General features: G+C 51.1%; 14 protein-coding genes. 6 read left to right on the top strand and 8 right to left on the bottom strand.

The features are described 5' to 3' along the window. Window position 1: 1 nt before the first annotated feature. The 4 genes from pqiB to rlmKL are packed head-to-tail and all read right to left on the bottom strand — an operon-like array spanning window position 2 to window position 6994. The gene (gene pqiB / locus AAZR23_RS01570) at window positions 2-1651 is read right to left on the bottom strand and encodes an intermembrane transport protein PqiB (protein ID WP_052926149.1); all 1650 of its coding nucleotides are present in this window, start codon (window positions 1649-1651) and stop codon (window positions 2-4) included. Further along, window positions 1641-2918: a membrane integrity-associated transporter subunit PqiA gene (gene pqiA, locus AAZR23_RS01565; RefSeq protein WP_166707345.1), complete on the bottom strand. Its 1278-nt coding sequence runs from the start codon at window positions 2916-2918 to the stop codon at window positions 1641-1643. The genes pqiB and pqiA overlap by 11 nt, the downstream gene beginning before the upstream one ends. Window positions 2919-2951: 33 nt before the next feature. Further along, the gene (locus AAZR23_RS01560; protein WP_112550350.1) at window positions 2952-4871 is read right to left on the bottom strand and encodes an ABC transporter ATP-binding protein; all 1920 of its coding nucleotides are present in this window, start codon (window positions 4869-4871) and stop codon (window positions 2952-2954) included. Between the two features lie 8 nt (window positions 4872-4879). Beyond that, complete coding sequence (rlmKL, locus tag AAZR23_RS01555; RefSeq protein WP_434692351.1) at window positions 4880-6994, bottom strand: bifunctional 23S rRNA (guanine(2069)-N(7))-methyltransferase RlmK/23S rRNA (guanine(2445)-N(2))-methyltransferase RlmL; 2115 nt, start codon at window positions 6992-6994, stop codon at window positions 4880-4882. A 196-nt stretch (window positions 6995-7190) separates the two neighbouring features. Between rlmKL and AAZR23_RS01550 the strand changes: the two genes are divergently transcribed. Then, window positions 7191-8261 (top strand): MOSC domain-containing protein, encoded by a 1071-nt coding sequence (locus tag AAZR23_RS01550; protein ID WP_434692348.1) that lies wholly within the window; start codon window positions 7191-7193, stop codon window positions 8259-8261. Between the two features lie 214 nt (window positions 8262-8475). Here AAZR23_RS01550 and AAZR23_RS01545 read toward each other — a convergent pair whose 3' ends face one another. The 4 genes from AAZR23_RS01545 to pepN form a co-directional block, all read right to left on the bottom strand. Then, window positions 8476-9021, bottom strand: a complete 546-nt coding sequence (locus AAZR23_RS01545; RefSeq protein ID WP_046893867.1) for a cell division protein ZapC — start codon at window positions 9019-9021, stop codon at window positions 8476-8478. A 187-nt stretch (window positions 9022-9208) separates the two neighbouring features. Further along, on the bottom strand, window positions 9209-10219 hold the full coding sequence (gene pyrD, locus AAZR23_RS01540; protein ID WP_046893866.1) for a quinone-dependent dihydroorotate dehydrogenase: 1011 nt from the start codon (window positions 10217-10219) through the stop codon (window positions 9209-9211). Between the two features lie 204 nt (window positions 10220-10423). Beyond that, on the bottom strand, window positions 10424-11638 hold the full coding sequence (locus tag AAZR23_RS01535) for a TPM domain-containing protein (protein WP_166707342.1): 1215 nt from the start codon (window positions 11636-11638) through the stop codon (window positions 10424-10426). A 436-nt stretch (window positions 11639-12074) separates the two neighbouring features. Continuing rightward, window positions 12075-14693: an aminopeptidase N gene (gene pepN, locus AAZR23_RS01530; RefSeq protein WP_434690088.1), complete on the bottom strand. Its 2619-nt coding sequence runs from the start codon at window positions 14691-14693 to the stop codon at window positions 12075-12077. A gap of 274 nt (window positions 14694-14967) precedes the next feature. Between pepN and pncB the strand changes: the two genes are divergently transcribed. From pncB to AAZR23_RS01505, 5 genes are all read left to right on the top strand, one after another. Next, window positions 14968-16182 carry a nicotinate phosphoribosyltransferase gene (pncB, locus tag AAZR23_RS01525; protein WP_052926155.1) on the top strand — a complete coding sequence of 405 codons (1215 nt, stop codon included), beginning with the start codon at window positions 14968-14970 and terminating at the stop codon, window positions 16180-16182. Window positions 16183-16407: 225 nt separating this feature from the next. After that, the gene (gene asnS / locus AAZR23_RS01520; RefSeq protein ID WP_046893862.1) at window positions 16408-17808 is read left to right on the top strand and encodes an asparagine--tRNA ligase; all 1401 of its coding nucleotides are present in this window, start codon (window positions 16408-16410) and stop codon (window positions 17806-17808) included. A 293-nt stretch (window positions 17809-18101) separates the two neighbouring features. Continuing rightward, entirely contained in the window at window positions 18102-19202 is a 1101-nt protein-coding gene (locus AAZR23_RS01515; RefSeq protein ID WP_166707339.1) for a porin, read from the top strand. 237 nt (window positions 19203-19439) lie between these two features. Next, window positions 19440-20630, top strand: a complete 1191-nt coding sequence (locus AAZR23_RS01510) for an amino acid aminotransferase (RefSeq protein WP_214095460.1) — start codon at window positions 19440-19442, stop codon at window positions 20628-20630. A gap of 89 nt (window positions 20631-20719) precedes the next feature. Then, on the top strand, window positions 20720-21592 hold the full coding sequence (locus tag AAZR23_RS01505; RefSeq protein ID WP_434690083.1) for a hypothetical protein: 873 nt from the start codon (window positions 20720-20722) through the stop codon (window positions 21590-21592). The last annotated feature ends 23 nt before the right edge of the window (window positions 21593-21615 follow it).

The raw sequence follows: 21615 nt of genomic DNA, 5'->3' as shown, positions 1-21615 counted from the left end.
CTTAATTCTTCGCCTTCTTAGGTTGCGGGTCCGCCTGCGGCGCGGCTTCAAAGACCAGTGCGTTGCTCTTATTATTCAGGGTACGCAATACCGGCTGCAACTCACGCAGAACCTGATCCAGGCGCTGCATATCATCCACCAGTTTATTGTACGCCGGTGAGCCCGGCTGGATGCCCTGCATGCTGCGGTTCAGTTCACGCAGTGTTGCCTGCATATCTTTCGGCAGCGCTTTGAACTCTTTACTGCTGAGCAGCACATTCAGCTCAGACAGCGTTTTCTGTGCTTCCGCGATGGTTTTTTCGCTGGCGCGCAGTGTTTCCGTCGCCTGTTTCATCATCGGTTCAATCGGCATACCGTTGATTTTATCCAGCGCTGCCAGCACTTTCTGCTGCAACTGCACCAGACCGCCGCTGGTGGTCGGCAGGACTTCATAATCCGCAACCGTCATCGGCGCTTTCCAGGCCGGTTGATCAGGATAGAAATCCAGGTCGACATACAGTGCCCCGGTCAGTAAATTGCCGGATTTCAGTGAAGCACGCAGACCCTGCTGTAATGCTGTTTCCAGTTCCTGTGCCAGTTTGAAGTTTTTACCCACGTCTTTCTCGAAACGCTCAGGTTCGATATGGATCAGTACAGGGATACGGAAATCCTGATCAAATGACTGTCCCAGCCCTTTCGCATAAAACGGAACCTGTGCCACTGTCCCGAGACGGATTCCCCGGAACTCTACCGGCGCGCCCGGAGACAGGCCGCGTACGGAGTCAGAGAAGAACAGCAGATAACTTTTATACTGGGTATACAGTGAGTTTTGTGTGCTCTTCTGATTATCAAACAGCTTAAACAGGGTTTTCGGATTCACTTCCTCACCCGGCTGCCAGCCTTCCGGTACGTCAAAACTGACACCGCCGCTGAACAGCGTGGAGAGCGAGCCGACCTGGACACTCACGCCCTGTGAGGACATATCAAAGGCAATGCCGCTGTCTTTCCAGAAGCGGGCGTTGGTGGTCACCAGTTTGTCATATGGCGCGTTGATAAAGAGTTCATACTGCATCTCGCGTTCATCAAGATTAAACTCTGCCGTTTCCACGGAACCGACACGGTAGCCGCGGAACAGCACCGCATCACCCGGATTCAGCTGCCCGGCCTGCTGACTGGTTAATATCACGCGGATACCTTTGGCATCCGGAGAGGCCAGCGGCGGTGAGTCGAGCAATTCAAATTCATGACGTTCGCCGCCGGTATTAGCAGGCTGTACCTGAATATAAGCCCCTGACAGCAGTGTGCCCAGTCCGGAAACACCTTCACGGCCGACTGTCGGTTTCACCACCCAGAAAACCGTATCTTTACGCAGAACATCTTTCATTTCGGCATTCAGACGGGCCTTAATAATCACGCGGCTGTAGCTCTGATCCAGCATAACGCTTTCGACCACACCGACATCCACGCTGCGGCTTTTAATTTTGGTTTTACCGGCTTCGACCCCTTCGGCGTTATAGGTGATCAGGGTAATTTCCGGTCCCTGTCCGCGAAAGTGGCTGATAAGAATCCAGGCACCAATCAGTACCGTGACGATGGGAATTATCCAGACCGGTGACCAGCTTTTCAGTTTGCTGACCTTCGCTTCTGTCAAATCATCAGTTTTATCGTTCAACCTGAGGCTCCTTAGCACTCTCCGCCCGTTTTTTTTCAAGCCGATCCCACGTCAGACGCGGGTCGAACATTTCGGCGGCAATCATTGTCAGAATGACCACCATCGCAAATAAAATCACACCAATATCCGGATAGATGCTCATCAGACGCCCCATCCGCACCAGTGCTGCCAGTACGGCTATCACAAACACATCAATCATGGACCAGCGTCCGACAAATTCCACGATTTCATAAATAAAGTGCATCCGGCCGGGATCACGCCAGCCGTGACCTTTGGCATCCAGACACAGCCAGCCGATGGCCAGCATTTTCAGGCTCGGCACCATAATACTGGCGATAAAAATCACCATCGCCACCGGATAAGAACCATCCCCCCACAGGAGAATCACCCCGGCCATAATGGTTGAGCCGAAATCACTGCCGAGCGATTCGGTGATCATGATAGGCAGCAGATTTGCCGGGATATATAAAATCACGGAGGTAAACAGCAGCGCCAGGGTCAATTGTAAGCTGTTTGGCCGCCGGGCATGACCCCGGCTGCTGCAGCGCGGGCACTGATGCATATCTGCCGGCAGAATCGCCTGGCAGGTGCCGCACAACCGCACGCCCTGGCACAATCCGCCTTTTCCGGCTTCCAGCGCAACCGGCAGCGGCGGACGCGGTGCAATGCGCTGCCAGACCCAGTGTTTATCCAGGCACTGGAATGCCCGCACCTGCATCACACAGAACAGACAGTAAGGCAGGAAACTGACACCCAGCCCGATATCCCCGTAAGCCATCAGTTTCACAAAACTGACCAGCACACCGGCAAGAAAAATCTCCGCCATACACCAGGCCCGCAGCCGGAACAGCAACCGTGTGACCGGAATGGCCAGCTGGCGCGGCAGGCGGATACCACTGCACAGTAATGTAATGGCAAACAGGCAGAATGCCGGAACCGCCAGCACAAACCCCATAAAAAACAGTGCCAGTTCGCCGTAGTTATCCCCGAACATCACCGACGGTATCTGATAAAGCGTGATTTCGCTTTCGATACCCGCCACTTTCATCGAGACAAACGGAAACATCCCGGCGAGCACAAACATCACCAGGCCGCTGAGTGCATACATCAGCGGCTGGCGGCGCGGTTCACGCCAGCGGGCGGCCAGGTGTGTATGACAGCGCGGACACTCCGCTTTGGTTCCCCGTTCCAGCTCAGGAATTTCCACTACGAGGTCGCACTGCGGACACAGCACCGTGACTGAATCATGTGAATGATGAGCACACACTGTTTCGTTATTTCTCCAAAATCACAGGCGGGATCAGTTCCCGCTCTGCATTGCTTCCAGCGTCTGCCAGCGCTCAAACGCCTCTTCCAGCGCATGCTCTTTTTCTGCCAGCTGTTTCAGTACGCGGTCTGTTTCATCATGCGGCTGATTAAAGAAATCAGGCGCACTGACCTGACTTTGCAGTTGCTGAATGTCCTCATCGAGGGATTCCAGCAATGACGGTAATTGTTCAAGTTCCCGCTGTAATTTATAACTTAATTTTGCAGATGTATTTGCTTTTTTAATGTTATCTTTACGTTTTTCTTCCGCCGCCTGCGGTTTTACCGCTTTTTCCGCCGGCGCTTTCAGCGACTGAACCTGTGCGCGCTGCTGCTGTGCATCAAAGTAGCCGCCGACATAACGTCCGATATTACCGTCGCCTTCAAAAATCCAGCATTCGGTCACACAGTTATCAACAAACTGACGGTCATGGCTGACCAGCAGAACAGTGCCCTGATAGTTATCCACCAGCTCTTCCAGCAGTTCCAGTGTTTCGACATCAAGGTCGTTGGTCGGTTCATCGAGGATCAGCAGGTTGCTCGGTTTCAGGAACAATCTGGCCAGCAGCAGACGGTTACGCTCCCCGCCGGACAGTGCCCGCACCGGGGTTCTCGCGCGTTTCGGGTGGAACAGGAACTCCTGCAGATAGCCGAGTACATGGCGCGGTTTGCCGTTGACCAGCACTTCCTGTTTACCTTCCGCCAGGTTATCCATCACCGTTTTGTCCGGGTCCAGCGCCGCACGGTGCTGGTCGAAATAGGCGACTTCCAGCTTGGTACCGATATGCACACTGCCGTCGTCCGGCTGTAAATCGCCGAGCATCAGTTTCAGCAGAGTGGTTTTACCACAGCCGTTCGGGCCGACGAGAGCAATTTTATCTCCCCGGTTTACCTGAGCACTGAAATGGCTGACCAGATTCTTACCGTCAATACCATAGCTGATATCATCAATTTCAAAGACGATTTTGCCGGAGCGGGTCGCCTCTTCCACCTGCATTTTCGCTTTGCCCATCACTTCGCGGCGTTCGGCACGTTCATTGCGCAGCGCTTTCAGGGCGCGGACACGTCCTTCATTGCGGGTACGGCGGGCTTTGATACCCTGACGTATCCACACTTCTTCCTGCGCCAGTTTACGGTCGAATTCCGCGTTCTGCATCTCTTCGACGCGCAGCGCTTCCTCTTTGGCCACCAGATAATCATCATAGCTGCCCGGCCAGGAGGCTAATTTTCCGCGATCCAGATCGATAATCCGTGTCGCCATATTGCGGATGAATGAACGGTCATGGGAAATAAAGACGATACTGCCGCTGAAATTTTTCAGAAAGCCTTCCAGCCACTGGATAGTTTCGATATCCAGGTGGTTGGTCGGTTCATCCAGAAACAGCACTTTCGGCCCGCTGACCAGTGCGCGTCCGAGTGCAGCCTTACGCAGCCAGCCGCCGGAAAGTGCGGACAGTTTTTCATCCGCCGGTAATTCCAGATGGGCAATCACATCGGCGATCCGGCTGTCGAGCAGCCATAAGTTTTGTGTGTCCAGGATCTCCTGTAATTCTGCCATTTTTGACAGATTTTTATCACTCGGATCACTTTCCACCAGTTTTGAGATCTGATGATATGCTTTGATATGCTGAGCCTGCTCTGCCACCCCTTCGGCGACAAAGTCAAACACGGTGCCTTCCACGTCACGCGGCGGGTCCTGCTGCAGACGGGCAACAATCAGATCCTGCTCATAAATAACCGTACCATCATCCAGCGGCTGTTCTTTGGTCAGTACCCGCATCAGCGTGGATTTCCCCGCGCCGTTGCGGCCGACCAGACAGACACGCTCATTTTCTTCGATATGCATCTCCGCATTTTCCAGCAGCGGAGCATCACTGAATGCGAGCCAGGCGCCCGCCATATTAATCAACGACATAATTTCTGTTATTCCTCGCCTGCATGGCGGATAAGCCAGCAGTTATGGATCTGACGGTTACGGGCAAAATCCTGTGACTGTGTTTTGGCAGTGATTTCCTGAGCAACCAGCCCCAGTGCATCCATACCGTCCTGATCTAATTTAAAGCCGCGTTTGTTGTTGGAGAACATCAGGGTGCCGCCGCGGCGCAGCATACGTTTCAGATGTTTCATCAGGTCGATGTGATCACGCTGGACATCAAAGGTGTCCTCCATCCGTTTGGAGTTGGAGAACGTCGGCGGATCGATAAAGATCAGATCAAACTGTTCCGGTGTCTGTGCCAGCCAGCTCAGGCAATCTGCCTGAATTAAGCGGTGCTGTCTGCCGCTCAGGCCGTTGCTCTGAAGATTGCGTTCCGCCCACTCCAGATAGGTACGTGACATATCCACGGACGTGGTGGTGCGCGCACCGCCGAGACCGGCGTGAACCGTTGCCGAGCCGGTGTAGGCAAACAGATTGAGGAAGTCTTTGCCTTTGCTCATCTGCCCCAGCATTTTGCGGGCAAGACGGTGATCGAGGAACAGACCGGTATCCAGGTAATCAGTCAGGTTAACCCATAACTGTGCGTTATACTCTTTCACCAGGAAGCTGTTCTGTTTCTCCGCCAGTTTTTCGTACTGCTGTTTGCCTTTCTGGCGCTGACGGGTTTTCAGGATCAGCTTGTGCGCCGGTAACTCCAGCACAGCCAGTGTCGCGCTGATCACATCAAACAGGCGCTGGCGTGCTTTGTTCGGATCAACCGTTTTCGGCGGAGCATATTCCTGCACCACCACATAATCCGCATAACGGTCAACCGCGACATTATACTCAGGCAGGTCCGCATCATACAGGCGATAACAGTCAACGCCTTCCTGCTTCGCCCATTTTGCTAATTTCTTTTCGTTCTTGCGCAGACGGTTAGCGAAATCCGCCCCGATATCCTGCGCTGTTGCCGGTGGTGTTTCACTTAACTGATAGTTTTTCTGCACACAGTCCAGCGGGCCGTTTTTCGCCTTAAATTCACGTTCCGCACGCAATTGCAGGCTGCTGAGAAGCTCCGGTGATGCACTGAATAATGACAGGCGCCAGCCCGGGAAACGGGTTTTTACCACACGACCGAACACGCTGTGCAGGGCAATCAGAGCCGGTTCGCTTTCCAGCCGCTCGCCGTACGGCGGGTTGGAGATAATGGTGCCTTTCGGGCCGTCCGGCAGCGGATTTTCCAGTTTGGTGGCATCTTTCTGCTGGAAAGTGATCAGTTTATCGACACCGGCGCGTCGGGCGTTGGCGCGGGCCATATCCAGCACACGTTTATCAGTATCAGAGCCGAAGAAACGGGCGGTTGCACTGACCAGGCCGGCATTAGCGCGTTCACGCGCTTCGGCACGGACAGATTCCCAGACCGCTCTGTCATGGCTGCCCCAGGCTTCAAAGCCCCAGTGGTGACGATTCAGGCCCGGCGCACAATCGGAGGCAATCATTGCCGCCTCAATCAGCAGGGTTCCTGAGCCGCACATCGGATCAACCATCGGCGTCTCTTTCTGCCAGCCGGAGCGCAGAATAATCGCTGCCGCCAGATTCTCTTTCAGCGGCGCCTGACCGGCGAGTTCGCGGTAACCACGGATATGCAGGGAATCCCCGCTCAGGTCGATCGCCAGCGAGGCTTTTTCCTTATTGAGATAGACATTGATGCGGATATCCGGCTGCTGTTTTGCCACATCCGGACGTGTGCCGGTCTTGCGGGTAAAGCTGTCAACGATAGCATCTTTGACTTTCAGTGCGCCGTACTGGCTGTTACGGATCTCATCATTAGTCCCGTTGAAATGCACAGCAAATGTCTTGTCAGCAGAGAACACCGACGGCCAGTCAATGGATTGCACCGCGAGATAAAGATCCATGTCACTATAGACATTAAACTCATTCAGCGGTAATAAAATACGGGATGCCAGACGACTCCACATCAGACACGTGTACATCGTACGCGGCTGCGCCCGGAAGTGAACGCCACCCTGCGTAATACTGAGATCCTCAGCGCCCAGTGTCGCTAATTCATTTTTTAAGAGTTCTTCGAGCCCGCGGGCGGTGCTGGCAAAATACGCGTTCATCATGGTTTACCGTTGAAATAAAAAATTGGAGCGCATTATAGCGGATCCGGGCGGTAAATCATAAAATTGACGCTCACCTTTTTCCGGATAAACCGGGATGCCATTGTGGTATTACTGATAATAACGAAAAGAACGGATAACAATGACGACAACACCTATCACACTTTCCCGTTTATATACCTTTCCTGTGAAGTCAATGAAGGGCATCCGCCAGTCACAAAGCCATGCCGGGGAAACCGGTCTGAGCTTTGACCGCAATTTTATGGTAACGGATGAAACCGGAAAATTTATCACCGCCCGCCGTTATCCGCAGATGGTGCTGTTTACCCCGGTACTGCTGAGTAACGGGATCTGCCTGCGCAGCCCTGACGGCAGCAGTGCCACTATTTTGTTTGAGGATTTCCGTCCCGATCACCTGCCGTGCGAAGTCTGGGGAAATCATTTCACCTCGCTGCTTGCCCCGGAAAAAATCAATCAGTGGCTGTGTCAGTTCTTTGATATCCCGGTACAGCTGCGCTGGCTCAGCCCGCAGTCCACCCGCCGGGTAAAAAAATTCCCGGATACGGCGGTGTCGTTTGCCGACGGTTATCCTTACCTGGTGGTTAACGAAGCCTCTTTCCGCGAGGTACAGCGCCGCTGCAGTGCCGGTATTAAAATTGAGCAGTTCCGCGGCAACATTATTGTCACCGGTGCAGAAGCATTTGCGGAAGATCGCTGGAAAACCATTCAGGTCGGCGATGTGGTATTTGATCTGAAAAAACCGTGCAGCCGCTGCATTCTCACTACCGTCAGTACCGATAAAGGGATTAAACATCCGGAAATGGAACCGTTCCATACCCTGCAAACCTTCCGGAAGGCCGCAGATAATGATGATGTCGATTTCGGTATGAATGCCATTGCCCGCAATACCGGGGTGATTCAGACGGGTGATACGGTAACCATCCTGGAAACACGGGAACCGCGTCAGTATCAGGAACAGGACGTTGAGAAAGTACAGGCCGCTCCCGCACAGCCTGAAGCTGAGCTTGAACTGACGTTTAACGGAAAATTATATCCGGTGAATAATCAGCATGTCCTGCTGGAACAGCTCGAAGGTCATCAGGTCAGTATCCCTTATTCCTGCCGTGCCGGTGTCTGCGGCTGCTGCAGGGTCACGCTGGTCTCCGGTGAGGTTACGCCGCTGAAAGCAGGAGCGGTAAAAGAGAACGGGGATATTCTGGCGTGCAGTTGTATTCCGAAAACCAATATTACTGTTCGTCATGGATAACCGGCCGTCATGGATAACCGACCGTCACGGATAACCGGCCGTCACAGATAACCGGTAAAAAATACCCCCGGCAGATAAACCACCGGGGGTATTTTTTTGGCGTAATCTGTTTATAACGTCCGGTGACTGAATCGATCACGTATTAATAATAAGGATCATCCGGGAGTTATATAACGTTAACCGATCCTGATAATGATCAATTGCCGTGGCAGGATCAAACTGCTCTGCCCATTAATAAACTCCGTGTTACCGGGGTTCTCGGTAATAAACGATCATTCATGATCTTTATCGGATCACAAAAACACATGTTCCGATCGTGTAATTCAAGTACCGGATCAACCAGCAGACATAAACTGGCACTGTCCCCTGCTTCCGCCACAATAAAGTTACTGCGCTGACGGTTGTTATCCGCCACCACTTCAACCAGCTGCCCCTGCTCCGGTTTCGTCATTGCGCAGAACAATGAAAAATACCAGCTCTTCGGCATTTGCGGCTTTAAAAAACGCGACGCAATTAACGCATTCAGTGTTAATTCAGCACACTGCTGTGCCGGAATATTTAATTTTTTAATCTGTTCTTCAAAGATAAAAAATAACGCGGCATCATCAACAGAAAACGGGCTGTGACACCGGGCATACGGTGCCAGCAGGCGTGGTGCAAAATGGGAGCGGAATACCATTCCGTTGGCAAGATCCAGCATAATACGCTCATGCGTATCATCGTAATACCACTGCCATTGATCGTCAGGTTTTATTTTCATCTGATCACATTCCCGGCTAATACCTGATTAGCGATTCATATTTTCACTACACATTAAATAAAATAATTAAAAATGATTGTTTGCTTTAACGTGCATTGCCTGCCGGTGACAATTTCTCAGGCAACATCTGAAAATATAGAAGAAACAGGGGGAAAAATAAACCCCCTGACAGGAATAATAGTGAAAATTACAGGTAATTTACAATATTTTTAATTAATTTGGGCCCGTGGTAGATAAATCCTGAATAGATTTGGATTAATGATGCACCCGCTTCCATTTTTTCCCGGGCAGCAACGAGAGAATCAATTCCGCCAACACCGATAACCGGTAATTTACCGTTAAGCTCTTTCGATAATAAACGAATAATTTCGGTGCTCTTATTCTGTACCGGACGACCGCTTAATCCGCCGGTTTCATTACAGTGATTTAATCCCTGCACTAATGAGCGATCTAATGTGGTATTCGTGGCAATCACACCATCAATATTATGACGAACCAGGCTGTCAGCAACCTGAATTAATTCTTCTTCTGTTAAATCAGGGGCAATTTTTACCGCGACCGGCACATATTTTCCGTGCTTCTGATGCAACTCCTGCTGCTTTATTTTTATTGCTGACAACAGATCATCCAGCATATCGCCGTATTGCAGTGTCCGTAATCCCGGTGTATTCGGTGATGAGATATTAACAGCGATATACCCGGCGTGGGTATATACTTTATCCATACAAATCAGATAGTCATCTTTACCCTGCTCAACCGGCGTATCTTTATTTTTGCCGATATTAATGCCCAGGATGCCCCCGAAACGGGCCTGTTTAATATTCTCAACCAGGTTATCGACCCCGAGATTATTAAATCCCATCCGGTTAATTAACCCCTCTGCTTCCACAATACGGAACAGACGTGGTTTATCATTCCCCGGCTGTGGTTTTGGTGTGACCGTACCGACCTCAACAAAACCAAAACCCATTGCATCAAACGCTTCGATACATTCACCGTCTTTATCAAGACCGGCGGCTAATCCGAGCGGGTTTTTAAATGAGAGTCCCATGCACTGAACGGGTTTGGTGGCGACATGCTGCTGAATAAGAAAACGGAAAGGAGAGCGGGAAAGACGTTTAAGCTGATGAAAGGTGAATTCGTGAGCGCGTTCCGGATCAAGGCGGAACAGGGCCTTCCTGACTAGCGGATAATACATCTTAAATACCTTTTGCTATAGATATGTGTTTTCGGCACAACACGCCGTACCGGGCAATTTCTCTGTAACAAAATAGGTCGTGAATCATAGCTGAAACAGCGGGAGCCTATCTCAGGCGGCTATAATAGGTGAAATGCGTCCGTTCTGCACGGCTTTTTTACGCAGTAAATGACGCACATTTTCTGTGCGTCATTGATTCTCAGATTACCAGCGGCCGGATGCCCCGCCGCCGCCGCTGCGTCCGCCGCCACCGGATGAGGATCGGCTGCTGCTCCGGCTGCCGCCGCTGTAACCGCCGCCGCTGCTTCCCCCGCCGCGACCACCACGACCACCTCCGCCACCGGATTTAACAATGCCGAGATAGTTGCCGATGCCCATAAACAGACCTAATCCGCCCCCGCACAACAGCGCAAAAATCAGGCTTCCGCCGAACGACAAACCGAAAATAAACCCGAAAAGCGTGCCGAAAGCACCGAAGCCGATGGCCATACGCATTTTCGGTGTTTTCACCACTTTTCCGATCAGCCAGATTGCCCCGCCCAGACAGAGCAGAAACAGGAAAACGACTGCGATAAACATCGTAAAGGTGAGGACGATAACCAGCCAGAACGGCAGAATCTTCAGGAACAGAAACTGACTCCAGCGCGGTAATTCCGTGTAGAGAAAATCTTCCCCGAAATGGATACCGTTTCCGGCCGGGTTATTGAAGCCGCCGGCGTACCAGGTCAGATAAAGAATAATGGCGATCGGGATCGCCGCTTTCAGTTTAAAACGCTTCACCATGCCATACAGGAAAGCCACCCACAAATACGCACTCGCCGCCAGTACCACACCGAGGACAATATCAATCCAGCCGATGGGCTCTGCCTGTTTGGCGATAAAGAATGCCGGAGTGGTGACTGGTGGCAGCGGTTCATTACGGACTTTGGCAATCAGGGCATCGACGGTATCATTAATACCACCGGCATAATTTCCCATTTTAAAATTCGGAATGAAATAATCATTAAGGATACGGTTTGCCGCCGCATCACTGACCGCCCCTTCCAGCCCGTACCCGACCTCAATCCGCATCGCGCGATCATCCGCAGCCACCAGCAATAAAATACCATCATCAATACTGATACGCCCCAGCCGCCACTGGTTAAAGACTTTCTCTGCGTAGCTTTCAATATCACGTGATCCGGTCGTCTTCACGGTCAGTACTGCAATCTGAGCACCGGTCCGTTCCCGCAGGGAATTCAGTTTCTGTTCAATGCCGCTGCGTTCACCGGCAGTAAGCAACCCGGCGGTATCAGTGACCGCGCCCTGCATACGGGGAAATGTCTCCGTCTGAGCAACCGCTGTTACCGCAAAAAGCAACAAAAACAGGGAGAATACTCCCTGCAACCAGCCACTGAACCGGTTTATGTTATTTCTCATCCCGAAATCCTTTCTTTTATATACAGGTCGTCAATTAATCTGAGTTTACCGTATATGGTTAAAAATAACGCTCTGTTACTGTGACAATGTATTGCAGTGCAAAAAAAACACCTCCGGAGAGGTGTTCAGGCCGTTGACAAACCCGCAGGGATTGGCGACGACCGACAGAGGTTGTAAAAATAAACCAGGAAAATCAATTTATTGATTTTCGGCTGATAACACAAAGCAGGAAAAACCACGTTTTATCCTGCTTTGTCAGCAATCTCAACACCTCCTGAGAGGTGTTTTGTCTGTATAAGCTTCAGAGAAGTCGCTGACAGCGGGCAAAAACGAAAAGTCGCTGTAAATACATCCCTGTACGCTCAGGCGCGTCATCCATGACGCGCATGCTTTTCGTTTTTCTGCCCGCTATCGCTCCTTTATCCGCAAAAAATGATCAGTTCTCACCCAGTGCTTTGGTGATTTTCTCAAACAGATCACCGGACAGATTGTCCAGCCCTTTCAGACGCAGCAGTGCATCACGCATTTTGCTCTGACGGTTATCGTCATAACGTTTCAGGCGGATCAGCGGCTCGATCAGACGTGATGCCACCTGCGGGTTACGGCTGTTCAGATCACAGAGGATCTCCGCCAGGAACTCATAACCTTTACCGGACTTATCATGGAACGCTTTCGGGTTATTCATCACAAACGCACCGACCAGTGAACGCACCCGGTTCGGGTTCGCCATGGTAAAGGAACGGTGGCTGAGCAGTGATTTCACATTAGCCAGCACATCCGCATCCGGACGGGTGGCCTGAAGAATAAACCACTTATCCATCACCAGACCATCCCGGTGCCATTTGTTGTCATAATCCGCCAGCAGTTTATCGCGGCACGGCAGCGCCGCTTTCACCGCTGCCGTCAGTGCCGCCAGGGAATCGGTCATATTATCAGCCTGTGTATACTGCTGTGACACAAGCTTATCCGCCTGCGCTGTGTCTTTATCCAGCGCCAGATAGCCCAGGCAGACATTACGCAGATCGCGTTTTGCAATATCCGCATGATCGATTTTGTATGCCCCGGTTTTCATGCTGACATACACCGCATACAGCTCGTCTGCCAGTTCACGGGCAAATGTATCTGCGATAAAGGTCATGACGGCATTGACCGCATCCGGGTCCGCGACCGGGAACCACTCCGCAACCTCGGTTTCTGACGGCAGTGTCAGAATCTGAGCCGCCAGTGCCGGATCAATCTGTTCATCCAGCAGTACCGCGCGGAAAGCATCTGTCACCGCTTCCGGTAACTGTAAGTCTTCACCGGCCTGATAACGGCGGATGTTTTCCTTTATATGTAATGCCAGCAGAGACTGTGCGGCATCCCAGCGGGCAAATTCATTGCGGGCATGCTGCATCAGGAACGCCAGTTGTGCATCCGTATACGGATAATCCACTTTCACCGGCGCGGAGAATTCGCGGAACAGCGACGGCACCGGTTTTTCACTGACATCATCAAACGTGAAGGTTTGTTCATCACGGGTAATATTCAGTACTGAATGAACAGGTTCCCCTTCATGGCGAAGCGGGATCACATCACCATTACTGCCGTACAGTTCAATATCAAACGGAATGTGCAGCGGCTGTTTGTCCTGCTGATCCGGTGTCGGCGGGGTCATCTGGGTCACATGCAGCTGATACTGTTTTTTATCCGCATCATAACTGTCACGTACAGTCACCAGCGGTGTGCCGGACTGGCTGTACCAGCGGCGGAACAGAGTGAGATCGACATTCGATGCATCTTCCATCGCCTGCACAAAATCATCACAGGTCGCGGCACTGCCGTCATGACGGTGGACATAAAGCTGCATCCCGGCCTGGAACTGCTCTTCGCCGAGCAGGGTGTGGATCATGCGGATCACTTCAGAACCCTTCTCATACACGGTCAGTGTATAGAAGTTATTCATCTCAATGACTTTATCCGGACGGATCGGGTGCGCCATCGGACCGGCATCCTCGGCAAACTGCGCCGCGCGCATAACACGGACATTATTGATCCGGTTAACCGGACGCGAGCCGAGGTCAGAACTGAACTCCTGATCACGGAAAACGGTCAGCCCCTCTTTCAGGCTGAGCTGGAACCAGTCACGGCAGGTGATACGGTTACCGGTCCAGTTATGGAAATATTCATGACCGATAACAGATTCAATCCCGAGATAGTCTTTGTCTGTCGCCGTTTCATTCTTCGCCAGCACATATTTGGAGTTAAAGACGTTCAGCCCTTTGTTCTCCATTGCGCCCATATTAAAGAAATCGACAGCCACAATCATATAGATATCGAGGTCATACTCGAAACCAAAGCGCTCCTCGTCCCATTTCATGGCATTTTTCAGGGAGGTCATCGCCCAGCCGGCGCGATCAAGGTTGCCTTTATCGACAAACAGTTCCAGCGCCACATCACGGCCGCTGCGGGTGATAAAGGTATCGCGCAGCACGTCAAAATCACCGGCCACCAGTGCGAACAGATAGCTTGGTTTCGGGAACGGATCTTCCCATTTTACCCAGTGTTTATCCCCGGATTCCCCGGCATCAATCCGGTTACCGTTGGATAACAGATACGGATAGCGGGCTTTATCCGCCGTGATACGGGTGGTGTAACGCGCCAGCACATCCGGACGGTCAAGGTAATACGTAATATGACGGAAACCTTCCGCCTCACACTGCGTGCAGAGTGCGTCACCGGATACATACAGCCCTTCAAGAGCGGTATTTTCCGCCGGGCTGATTTCATTAATGATTTGCAGAGTAAATTGTTCAGGCACATTCTGAATGTGCAGCGAACCGGACGCTTCGCGGTAATCTGACCAGACTTTGCCGTCAATGGTCAGCTGCTTCAGTGTCAGCCCCTCACCGGCAAGAACCAGCTCTGAGGCACTGTCATTCAGGCGCTTCACCTGACTGACGGCAGTCACCACTGTCGTCTGCGGGTCGAGCGCAAAATCAAGATCAATATGGGTAATGGTATAGTCAGGAGCCTGATAGTCCTGACGATACTTCGCCTGCCGCTGTTGTGTCATGGTTTTCTCTTCACTGTTTTATTAAATGATTACAATTACGCTGTTCTTAGGCTCTCATAATTCTGGCGCCGTGGTAAACGAAATTTTAGCAGTTTGTGATACGCCCTTATTTCCCCGCGGTGTGGTACAACCTCAAATATGAATAAAATGTTAACAAATAATGTGATTCCCCGCTGAACATCGCGCACAGGGGAAATAACGTGTTACTATACGCAGATAATAGTAAGCTATAACCTGTTTAGGTTGATTGCTCCGTGAGGATGCTGAAAGCGCCATGAATTCAGAAGCAACCCCAATTATCACATCACTGCTGGATACCGATGCGTATAAGCTGCACATGCAGCAGGCAGTGTTCCATCATTACCGCTCAATTCCGGTCGTCGCGGAATTCCGCTGCCGGAGCAACAAACTGCTGGGACAGTACGCAGATGAACTGCGCCGGCGGGTGGCAATGATGGCAGAGCTGTCAGTCAGTGATGACGAGTACAACTATCTGGCCCGCCTGCCGTTCTTTTCGGCAGATTACCTCGCCTGGTTCCGTCAGTTCCGGTTTGATCCGTCACAGGTGAATATCCGCTGTGACAGCAACGGTCAGCTGGCTATCCGTATCAGCGGCCCGTGGGTGGAAGTTATCCTGTGGGAAGTCCCGCTGCTGGCGCTGATCAGTGAACTCGTTCACCGCCATGAATCACCGCAGGTAACGCCGGAAGATGCCGTTATCCGTCTGCGCGAACTGGTGACACGCTTTTATCAGGATGCGGAACAGGCAGGGATCGACCTCAGCCGCTTTAAACTGATGGACTTCGGCACCCGCCGCCGTTTCTCTTATGATGTCCAGAAAGCGATTGTCACGGAACTGAAGCAGCATTTCCCGTATCTGGTCGGCACCAGTAATTACCTGCTGGCAGAAAAACTCGATCTGGAGCCGGTCGGCACCCAGGCACACGAATGGTTCCAGGCACATCAGCAGATCAGTGCGGAACTGGCCAACAGCCAGCGCGCCGCTCTCCAGACCTGGCTTGATGAATATCCGGATCAGCTGGGTGTTGCGCTGACAGACTGCATCACCATGGATGCCTTCCTGCGCGATTTCGATGTCCCGTTTGCCCGTGCTTATCAGGGTCTGCGCCACGATTCCGGGGATCCGGTTGAATGGGGTGAAAAAGCGATTGCTCACTATGAAAAGCTGGGTATCGACCCGATGAGCAAAACGCTGGTCTTCTCCGATAACCTGGATTTCCGCAAAGCCCTCGCGCTCTATGCCCATTTCTGTGACCGGATCAACTTGGTGTTCGGTATCGGCACCCGCCTGACCTGCAACATCCCGGATGTCGAGCCGCTGAATATTGTTATCAAGCTGGTGGAATGTAACGGGAAACCGGTCGCCAAACTCTCCGACAGCCCCGGCAAAACCATCTGTGAAGATGATGAATTTGTCGATAAACTGCGCCGCGCTTTTGATATTCCCCACGTTCAGCGCGCCTGCTGATCCTCTCTTTTATACAGATCCCCCCGGAGAACAGAAAAAGACGGTTATTTTTTCTGTTTTTCGGGCTGCTGCCCCCCAATTTCTGCTTGTTTCCTGACAGTGAGCAAGTAACATAGTGAGATTGCCCGTTTGACGGCAACTGATGACTATTCTGTTACTCACATCTCAGAAGATGGCGGGTAACGCGTGTAACAGACCTATATATAAGAAGAGAGAGTTTCAACTATGAGCATAGCGCCTGTGGTCGATGTACTGCAAGGCCGTGTACCTGTTGACAGCGAAGTCACAGTACAGGGTTGGGTCCGTACAAGGAGAGATTCAAAAGCCGGGATCTCATTCCTCGCCGTCTACGACGGTTCCTGCTTTAATCCGGTACAGGCCGTCATCGAAAATAATTTACCTAATTATAATGATGAAGTGCTTCATTTAACGGCGGGCTGTTCTGTTGAAGTTACCGGGAAAGTGGTTGCTTCTCCGGGTCAGGGACAAAGTTTTGAAATCCATGCCACACAGGTTCGTGTTGTCGGTATGGTTGATGATCCGGATACCTACCCGATGGCGGCAAAACGCCACTCTGTCGAGTATCTGCGTGAAGTGGCGCACCTGCGTCCGCGCACCAACCTGATTGGCGCGGTTACCCGTGTCCGTCATACTTTATCCCAGGCATTACACCGTTTCTTCGACGAGCAGGGTTTCTTCTGGGTATCCACCCCGCTTATCACTACCTCTGACACCGAAGGTGCCGGTGAAATGTTCCGTGTCTCCACCCTGGATTTCCACAATCTGCCACGCAACGATAAAGGCGAAGTGGATTTCAGTGAAGACTTTTTCGGCCAGGAAGCATTCCTGACCGTATCCGGTCAGCTGAACGGTGAAGCTTATGCCTCTGCGCTGAGCAAAATCTACACCTTCGGCCCGACGTTCCGTGCGGAAAATTCCAACACCAGCCGCCACCTGGCGGAATTCTGGATGGTTGAGCCGGAAGTGGCGTTTGCAAATCTGGATGACGTGGCCGGTCTGGCCGAAGCCATGCTGAAATTTGTCTTCAAAGCCGTTCTGGAAGAACGCCGCGATGATCTCGAATTCTTTGCTGAGCGTATTAATAAAGAAGCCATCGAACGCCTGGAGCGTTTTGTCACTTCCGATTTTGCACAGGTTGATTACACCGACGCGATCAAAATCCTGGAAAACTGCGGCAAAACCTTTGAAAACGACGTGTACTGGGGCGTGGATATGTCCTCTGAACACGAGCGCTACCTGGCGGAAGAGCACTTCAAAGCGCCTGTGGTCGTTAAAAACTACCCGAAAGCCATCAAAGCATTCTATATGCGCGAAAACGAAGATGGCAAAACCGTGGCCGCGATGGACGTCCTGGCACCGGGAATCGGTGAAATTATCGGGGGTTCACAGCGTGAAGAGCGTCTGGACAAACTCGATGCCCGCTTTGATGAACTGGGTATGAACAAAGAAGATTACTGGTGGTACCGTGATCTGCGCCGCTACGGCACTGTGCCGCACGCTGGTTTCGGTCTGGGTTTTGAGCGTCTGGTGTCATATGTGACGGGCGTCTCAAATATCCGTGAAACCATCCCGTTCCCGCGGACCCCGCGCAGCGCCACATTCTGATTTCCATCAAAAATATTGAATGTAAAAAGCCGGCCATCAGGTCGGCTTTTTTTATGCCTGTGGTTCTGACTGTTCAAAAAGTTCCCAGTTATTTACATTTTGAAATACTTTTTTGCCATTTGTTACAGATTCTTCGTTTTTGTAGCACTTTCAGGGTAGATAAAATATTTTACCAATGGAACACTGGTCGCCGACACAGACGACACTAAACTCTCATAAATAGTTCCAAATTTTTTTCAGAACTATTTCTGGCAGTGGCAGGTGTCCGAATAACACCAATGAGGGTAATAATAATGAAACGCAATATTCTTGCAGTGGTTATCCCGGCTCTGTTAGTTGCTGGTGCAGCAAACGCAGCTGAAATCTACAACAAAGACGGCAACAAAGTAGACCTGTACGGTAAAGTTGACGTTCGTCACATGTTCGCTAAGTCTGATGACAACGGCTCTAAAGAAGATGGCGACGATTCACGCGTTCGTTTCGGCATCAAAGGTGAAACTCAGATCACTGACCAGCTGACCGGTTTCGGTCGTTTCGAAAATGAAATCAAAACCAACAACGTTGAAGGCGAGAACCCTAATAAAGTTCGTTTAGCTTACGCTGGTTTCAAATTCGCTGAATTCGGTTCAATCGACTACGGCCGTAACTACGGTGTGGTATATGACACTGCAGCATGGACCGACGTCCTGCCACTGTTCGGTGGCGACACCATGGCACAGACCGACGTATTCATGACCGGTCGTAACCACAACCTGCTGACTTACCGCAACAGCGATATGTTCGGTTACGTTGATGGCCTGAGCTTCGCTCTGCAGTACCAGGGTGCTAACGACGAAAACTCAATCGAAGCACAGAAAGGTGCTAAATCTAACGGCGACGGTTACGGTTTCTCTACCGCTTACGACCTGGGCTGGGGCGTGACTCTGGGTGGTGGTTACTCTAACTCTGCACGTACTATTCCACAGCAGCAAGGCCTGTTCGGTGCTGAAGGTAAACGTGCTGAAGCATGGGATTTCGGTGCTAAATACGACGCTAACAACGTATACCTGGCCGCTCTGTACGGTGAAACCCGTAACATGACCAAATACGGCGAAGCAAACACCATCGCTAACAAAACTCAGAACTTCGAATTAGTAGCACAGTACCAGTTCGACTTCGGTCTGCGTCCATCCATCGCTTACCTGCAGTCTAAAGGTAAAGACCTGGAAAACGGTTCAAAAGGCAGCGAAGACCTGGTTAAATACATCGACCTGGGTGCTTACTACTACTTCAACAAAAACATGTCTGCAGTCATTGATTATAAAATCAACCTGCTGGACAACGACGACTTCACCCGCAGCAACAAAATCAACACCGGTGATGTTGTTGGTTTAGGTCTGACTTACCAGTTCTGATTTAGCTTTACGCTGAATATGAATACCGAAACCCACGGCTTGCCGTGGGTTTTTTGTTATCTGTTTAACGCGTTTTGTGATGCATTTTCATGCAAACCTCAACAGGACGTCACCCACTTCACAAGATCTTCGTCTTTTTTCTGTAAACAGTTGGCAAATGATTTACAGGGAGTTAACCTGATAACCTTGTGACAGTCCTCTTATCCGCACTATCAGATACTATTGGGATCAACAACTATGTTTGAGAATATTACTGCCGCGCCTGCCGACCCGATCTTAGGTCTGGCTGACAGCTTCCGTCAGGACCCACGTGAAAACAAAATCAATTTAGGTATTGGTGTTTATAAAGATGAAACCGGTAAAACACCGGTACTGAGCTGTGTTAAAAAAGCGGAAAAGTATCTGCTGGATAATGAAACCACAAAAAACTACCTGCCTATCACCGGGATACCTGAATTCGGTACGGTGACTCAGGCACTGCTGTTTGGTGATAACAGTGACATTATCACCGCCAAACGCGCCCGTACCGCACAGGCACCGGGTGGTACAGGTGCACTGCGTATCGCGGCTGATTTTATTGCTAAGCAGACCAGCGCAAAACGTGTCTGGATCAGCAACCCGACCTGGCCTAACCACAACGGTATCTTTGCCGGTGCCGGTCTGGAAATCTGCAGTTACAATTACTATGACGCCGAAAATCATGCGCTTGATTTCGATGGCATGCTGGCAAGCCTCGAAGCGGCACAGGCCGGTGATGTGATCCTGCTGCACGGCTGCTGCCATAACCCGACCGGTATTGACCCGACTGCTGAACAATGGGCTCAGTTATCTGTTCTGGTAAAAGAAAAAGGTCTGCTGCCGGTCTTCGACTTTGCTTATCAGGGCTTTGCGGCCGGTCTGGATGAAGATGCTCAGGGGCTGCGTATTTTCGCTGAATCCCATCCTGAGATGCTGGTCGCCAGCTCTTATTCTAAAAACTTCGGCATGTACAATGAGCGTGTTGGTGCCTGTACCCTGGTTGCGGCTGATCCGGATACCGCCGATCGCGCGTTCAGCCAGATCAAAATTGTGATCCGTACCAACTACTCTAACCCGCCGTCACACGGTGGTGCCGTTGTGACAACCGTGTTGTCTGATCCGGAGCTGAAAGAAGAGTGGATTCAGGAACTGACTACCATGCGCGAGCGTATCAAGCGTATGCGTCAGCTCTTTGTGAACACACTTCAGGAAAAAGGCGCGAAGCAGGACTTCAGCTTTATTATCCGCCAGAACGGTATGTTCTCTTTCAGCGGCCTGACCAAAGAACAGGTTGCGCGCCTGCGTGATGAATATGCGGTGTATGCCGTCAGCTCCGGTCGTATCAACGTTGCCGGTCTGACTCTGGAAAATATGGTTCCGCTGTGCGAAGCCATCGTCGCGGTACTGTAATTTCTCAGCAGACATTCTGCTTCTGATAAAGCCCCCGGCTTCCGGCCGGGGGCTTTGTTTTATCTGTTCCTGATAATATAAGGTTGCCTGTGCAGAAAATAATGCGGGTTTTACGCAAGCTGTATAAATATGACAATGGCCGTTATGACGGCAAACGACAGGTTTCTGTTTATGATACACAGACATTATCTGAAAAAGATCAGGCGCTTTTATCGCAATCCGGCTGGCAGGCGAACAATATCGTCAGTTTCAGCAGCCATGATGACATTATCGCCCGTCTGCACAGCCTGAAAAACAACACGGCATTAACCCGGGAACGGTGTATATCCGCATTTATTGCCGGTGTCGGCGGCAGTTATCTTCGGGGACGCTCAGTATTAAGTGCTTTTCATAAGCTGCATACCCTGCCCGCACATGCTTACCTGGAAAAACCACAATATGCCTGTTGCTGGGTTTGCAGTGATCACGATACTGCCAAATACATTAATGACAGCTATTTCCAGTATTGCCTGTATTACGGAAACGCATACAGCAGTACCGCACTGTATGCTTATCTGAATCTGAGTCATCTGCTGACCACAGAGCCGGTCATGCCGACAGAGCAGGATAAAGCGGTATTCAGACAGTTACTGGATATGCTGCACAGCGCACCGGAGGATGAAACGCCCGGCCAGTTCGAAAAGCGGCTTAAAACATCGAAACTGATAGCCGGTGATCGCCATACCCTGCGGGGGATCTTACAGTCACTGGCATTAACAGGTGTGATCCCGAATCAGTTCCTGGCATTGTCTCTCAGTCAATGGACTGACTTCGGTGATATTACTATCGCAGAGAATCAGCTGAAGAATACAAAAGGCCGCTCGGATATGGAAATGCCCTGGGCGGGCTGGAAAGGTAATCTCAGCATTGATACTGAAAAAGCAGCCGCATATTTTGATGACTATCTGAAACCCGGATCATAAAAAATGCCTGACAACGTCAGGCA

It is taken from the genome of Morganella sp. Je.2.23, from assembly GCF_051129855.1.
Classification (GTDB): Bacteria; Pseudomonadota; Gammaproteobacteria; order Enterobacterales; family Enterobacteriaceae; genus Morganella; species Morganella sibonii.
This window is presented reverse-complemented; position numbering and strand designations above follow the sequence as displayed.

Bases quoted from the DNA above. Each gene is read 5' to 3' on its own strand.
- pepN (WP_434690088.1), bottom strand. From the start codon at position 14,693: ATGACACAACAGCGGCAGGCGAAGTATCGTCAGGACTATCAGGCTCCT.
- AAZR23_RS01545 (WP_046893867.1), bottom strand. From the start codon at position 9,021: ATGAAAATAAAACCTGACGATCAATGGCAGTGGTATTACGATGATACG.
- pncB (WP_052926155.1), top strand. From the start codon at position 14,968: ATGAATTCAGAAGCAACCCCAATTATCACATCACTGCTGGATACCGAT.
- AAZR23_RS01550 (WP_434692348.1), top strand. From the start codon at position 7,191: ATGAAGGGCATCCGCCAGTCACAAAGCCATGCCGGGGAAACCGGTCTG.
- rlmKL (WP_434692351.1), bottom strand. From the start codon at position 6,994: ATGAACGCGTATTTTGCCAGCACCGCCCGCGGGCTCGAAGAACTCTTA.
- AAZR23_RS01560 (WP_112550350.1), bottom strand. From the start codon at position 4,871: ATGTCGTTGATTAATATGGCGGGCGCCTGGCTCGCATTCAGTGATGCT.
- AAZR23_RS01515 (WP_166707339.1), top strand. From the start codon at position 18,102: ATGAAACGCAATATTCTTGCAGTGGTTATCCCGGCTCTGTTAGTTGCT.
- AAZR23_RS01535 (WP_166707342.1), bottom strand. From the start codon at position 11,638: ATGAGAAATAACATAAACCGGTTCAGTGGCTGGTTGCAGGGAGTATTC.
- pyrD (WP_046893866.1), bottom strand. From the start codon at position 10,219: ATGTATTATCCGCTAGTCAGGAAGGCCCTGTTCCGCCTTGATCCGGAA.
- AAZR23_RS01510 (WP_214095460.1), top strand. From the start codon at position 19,440: ATGTTTGAGAATATTACTGCCGCGCCTGCCGACCCGATCTTAGGTCTG.
- asnS (WP_046893862.1), top strand. From the start codon at position 16,408: ATGAGCATAGCGCCTGTGGTCGATGTACTGCAAGGCCGTGTACCTGTT.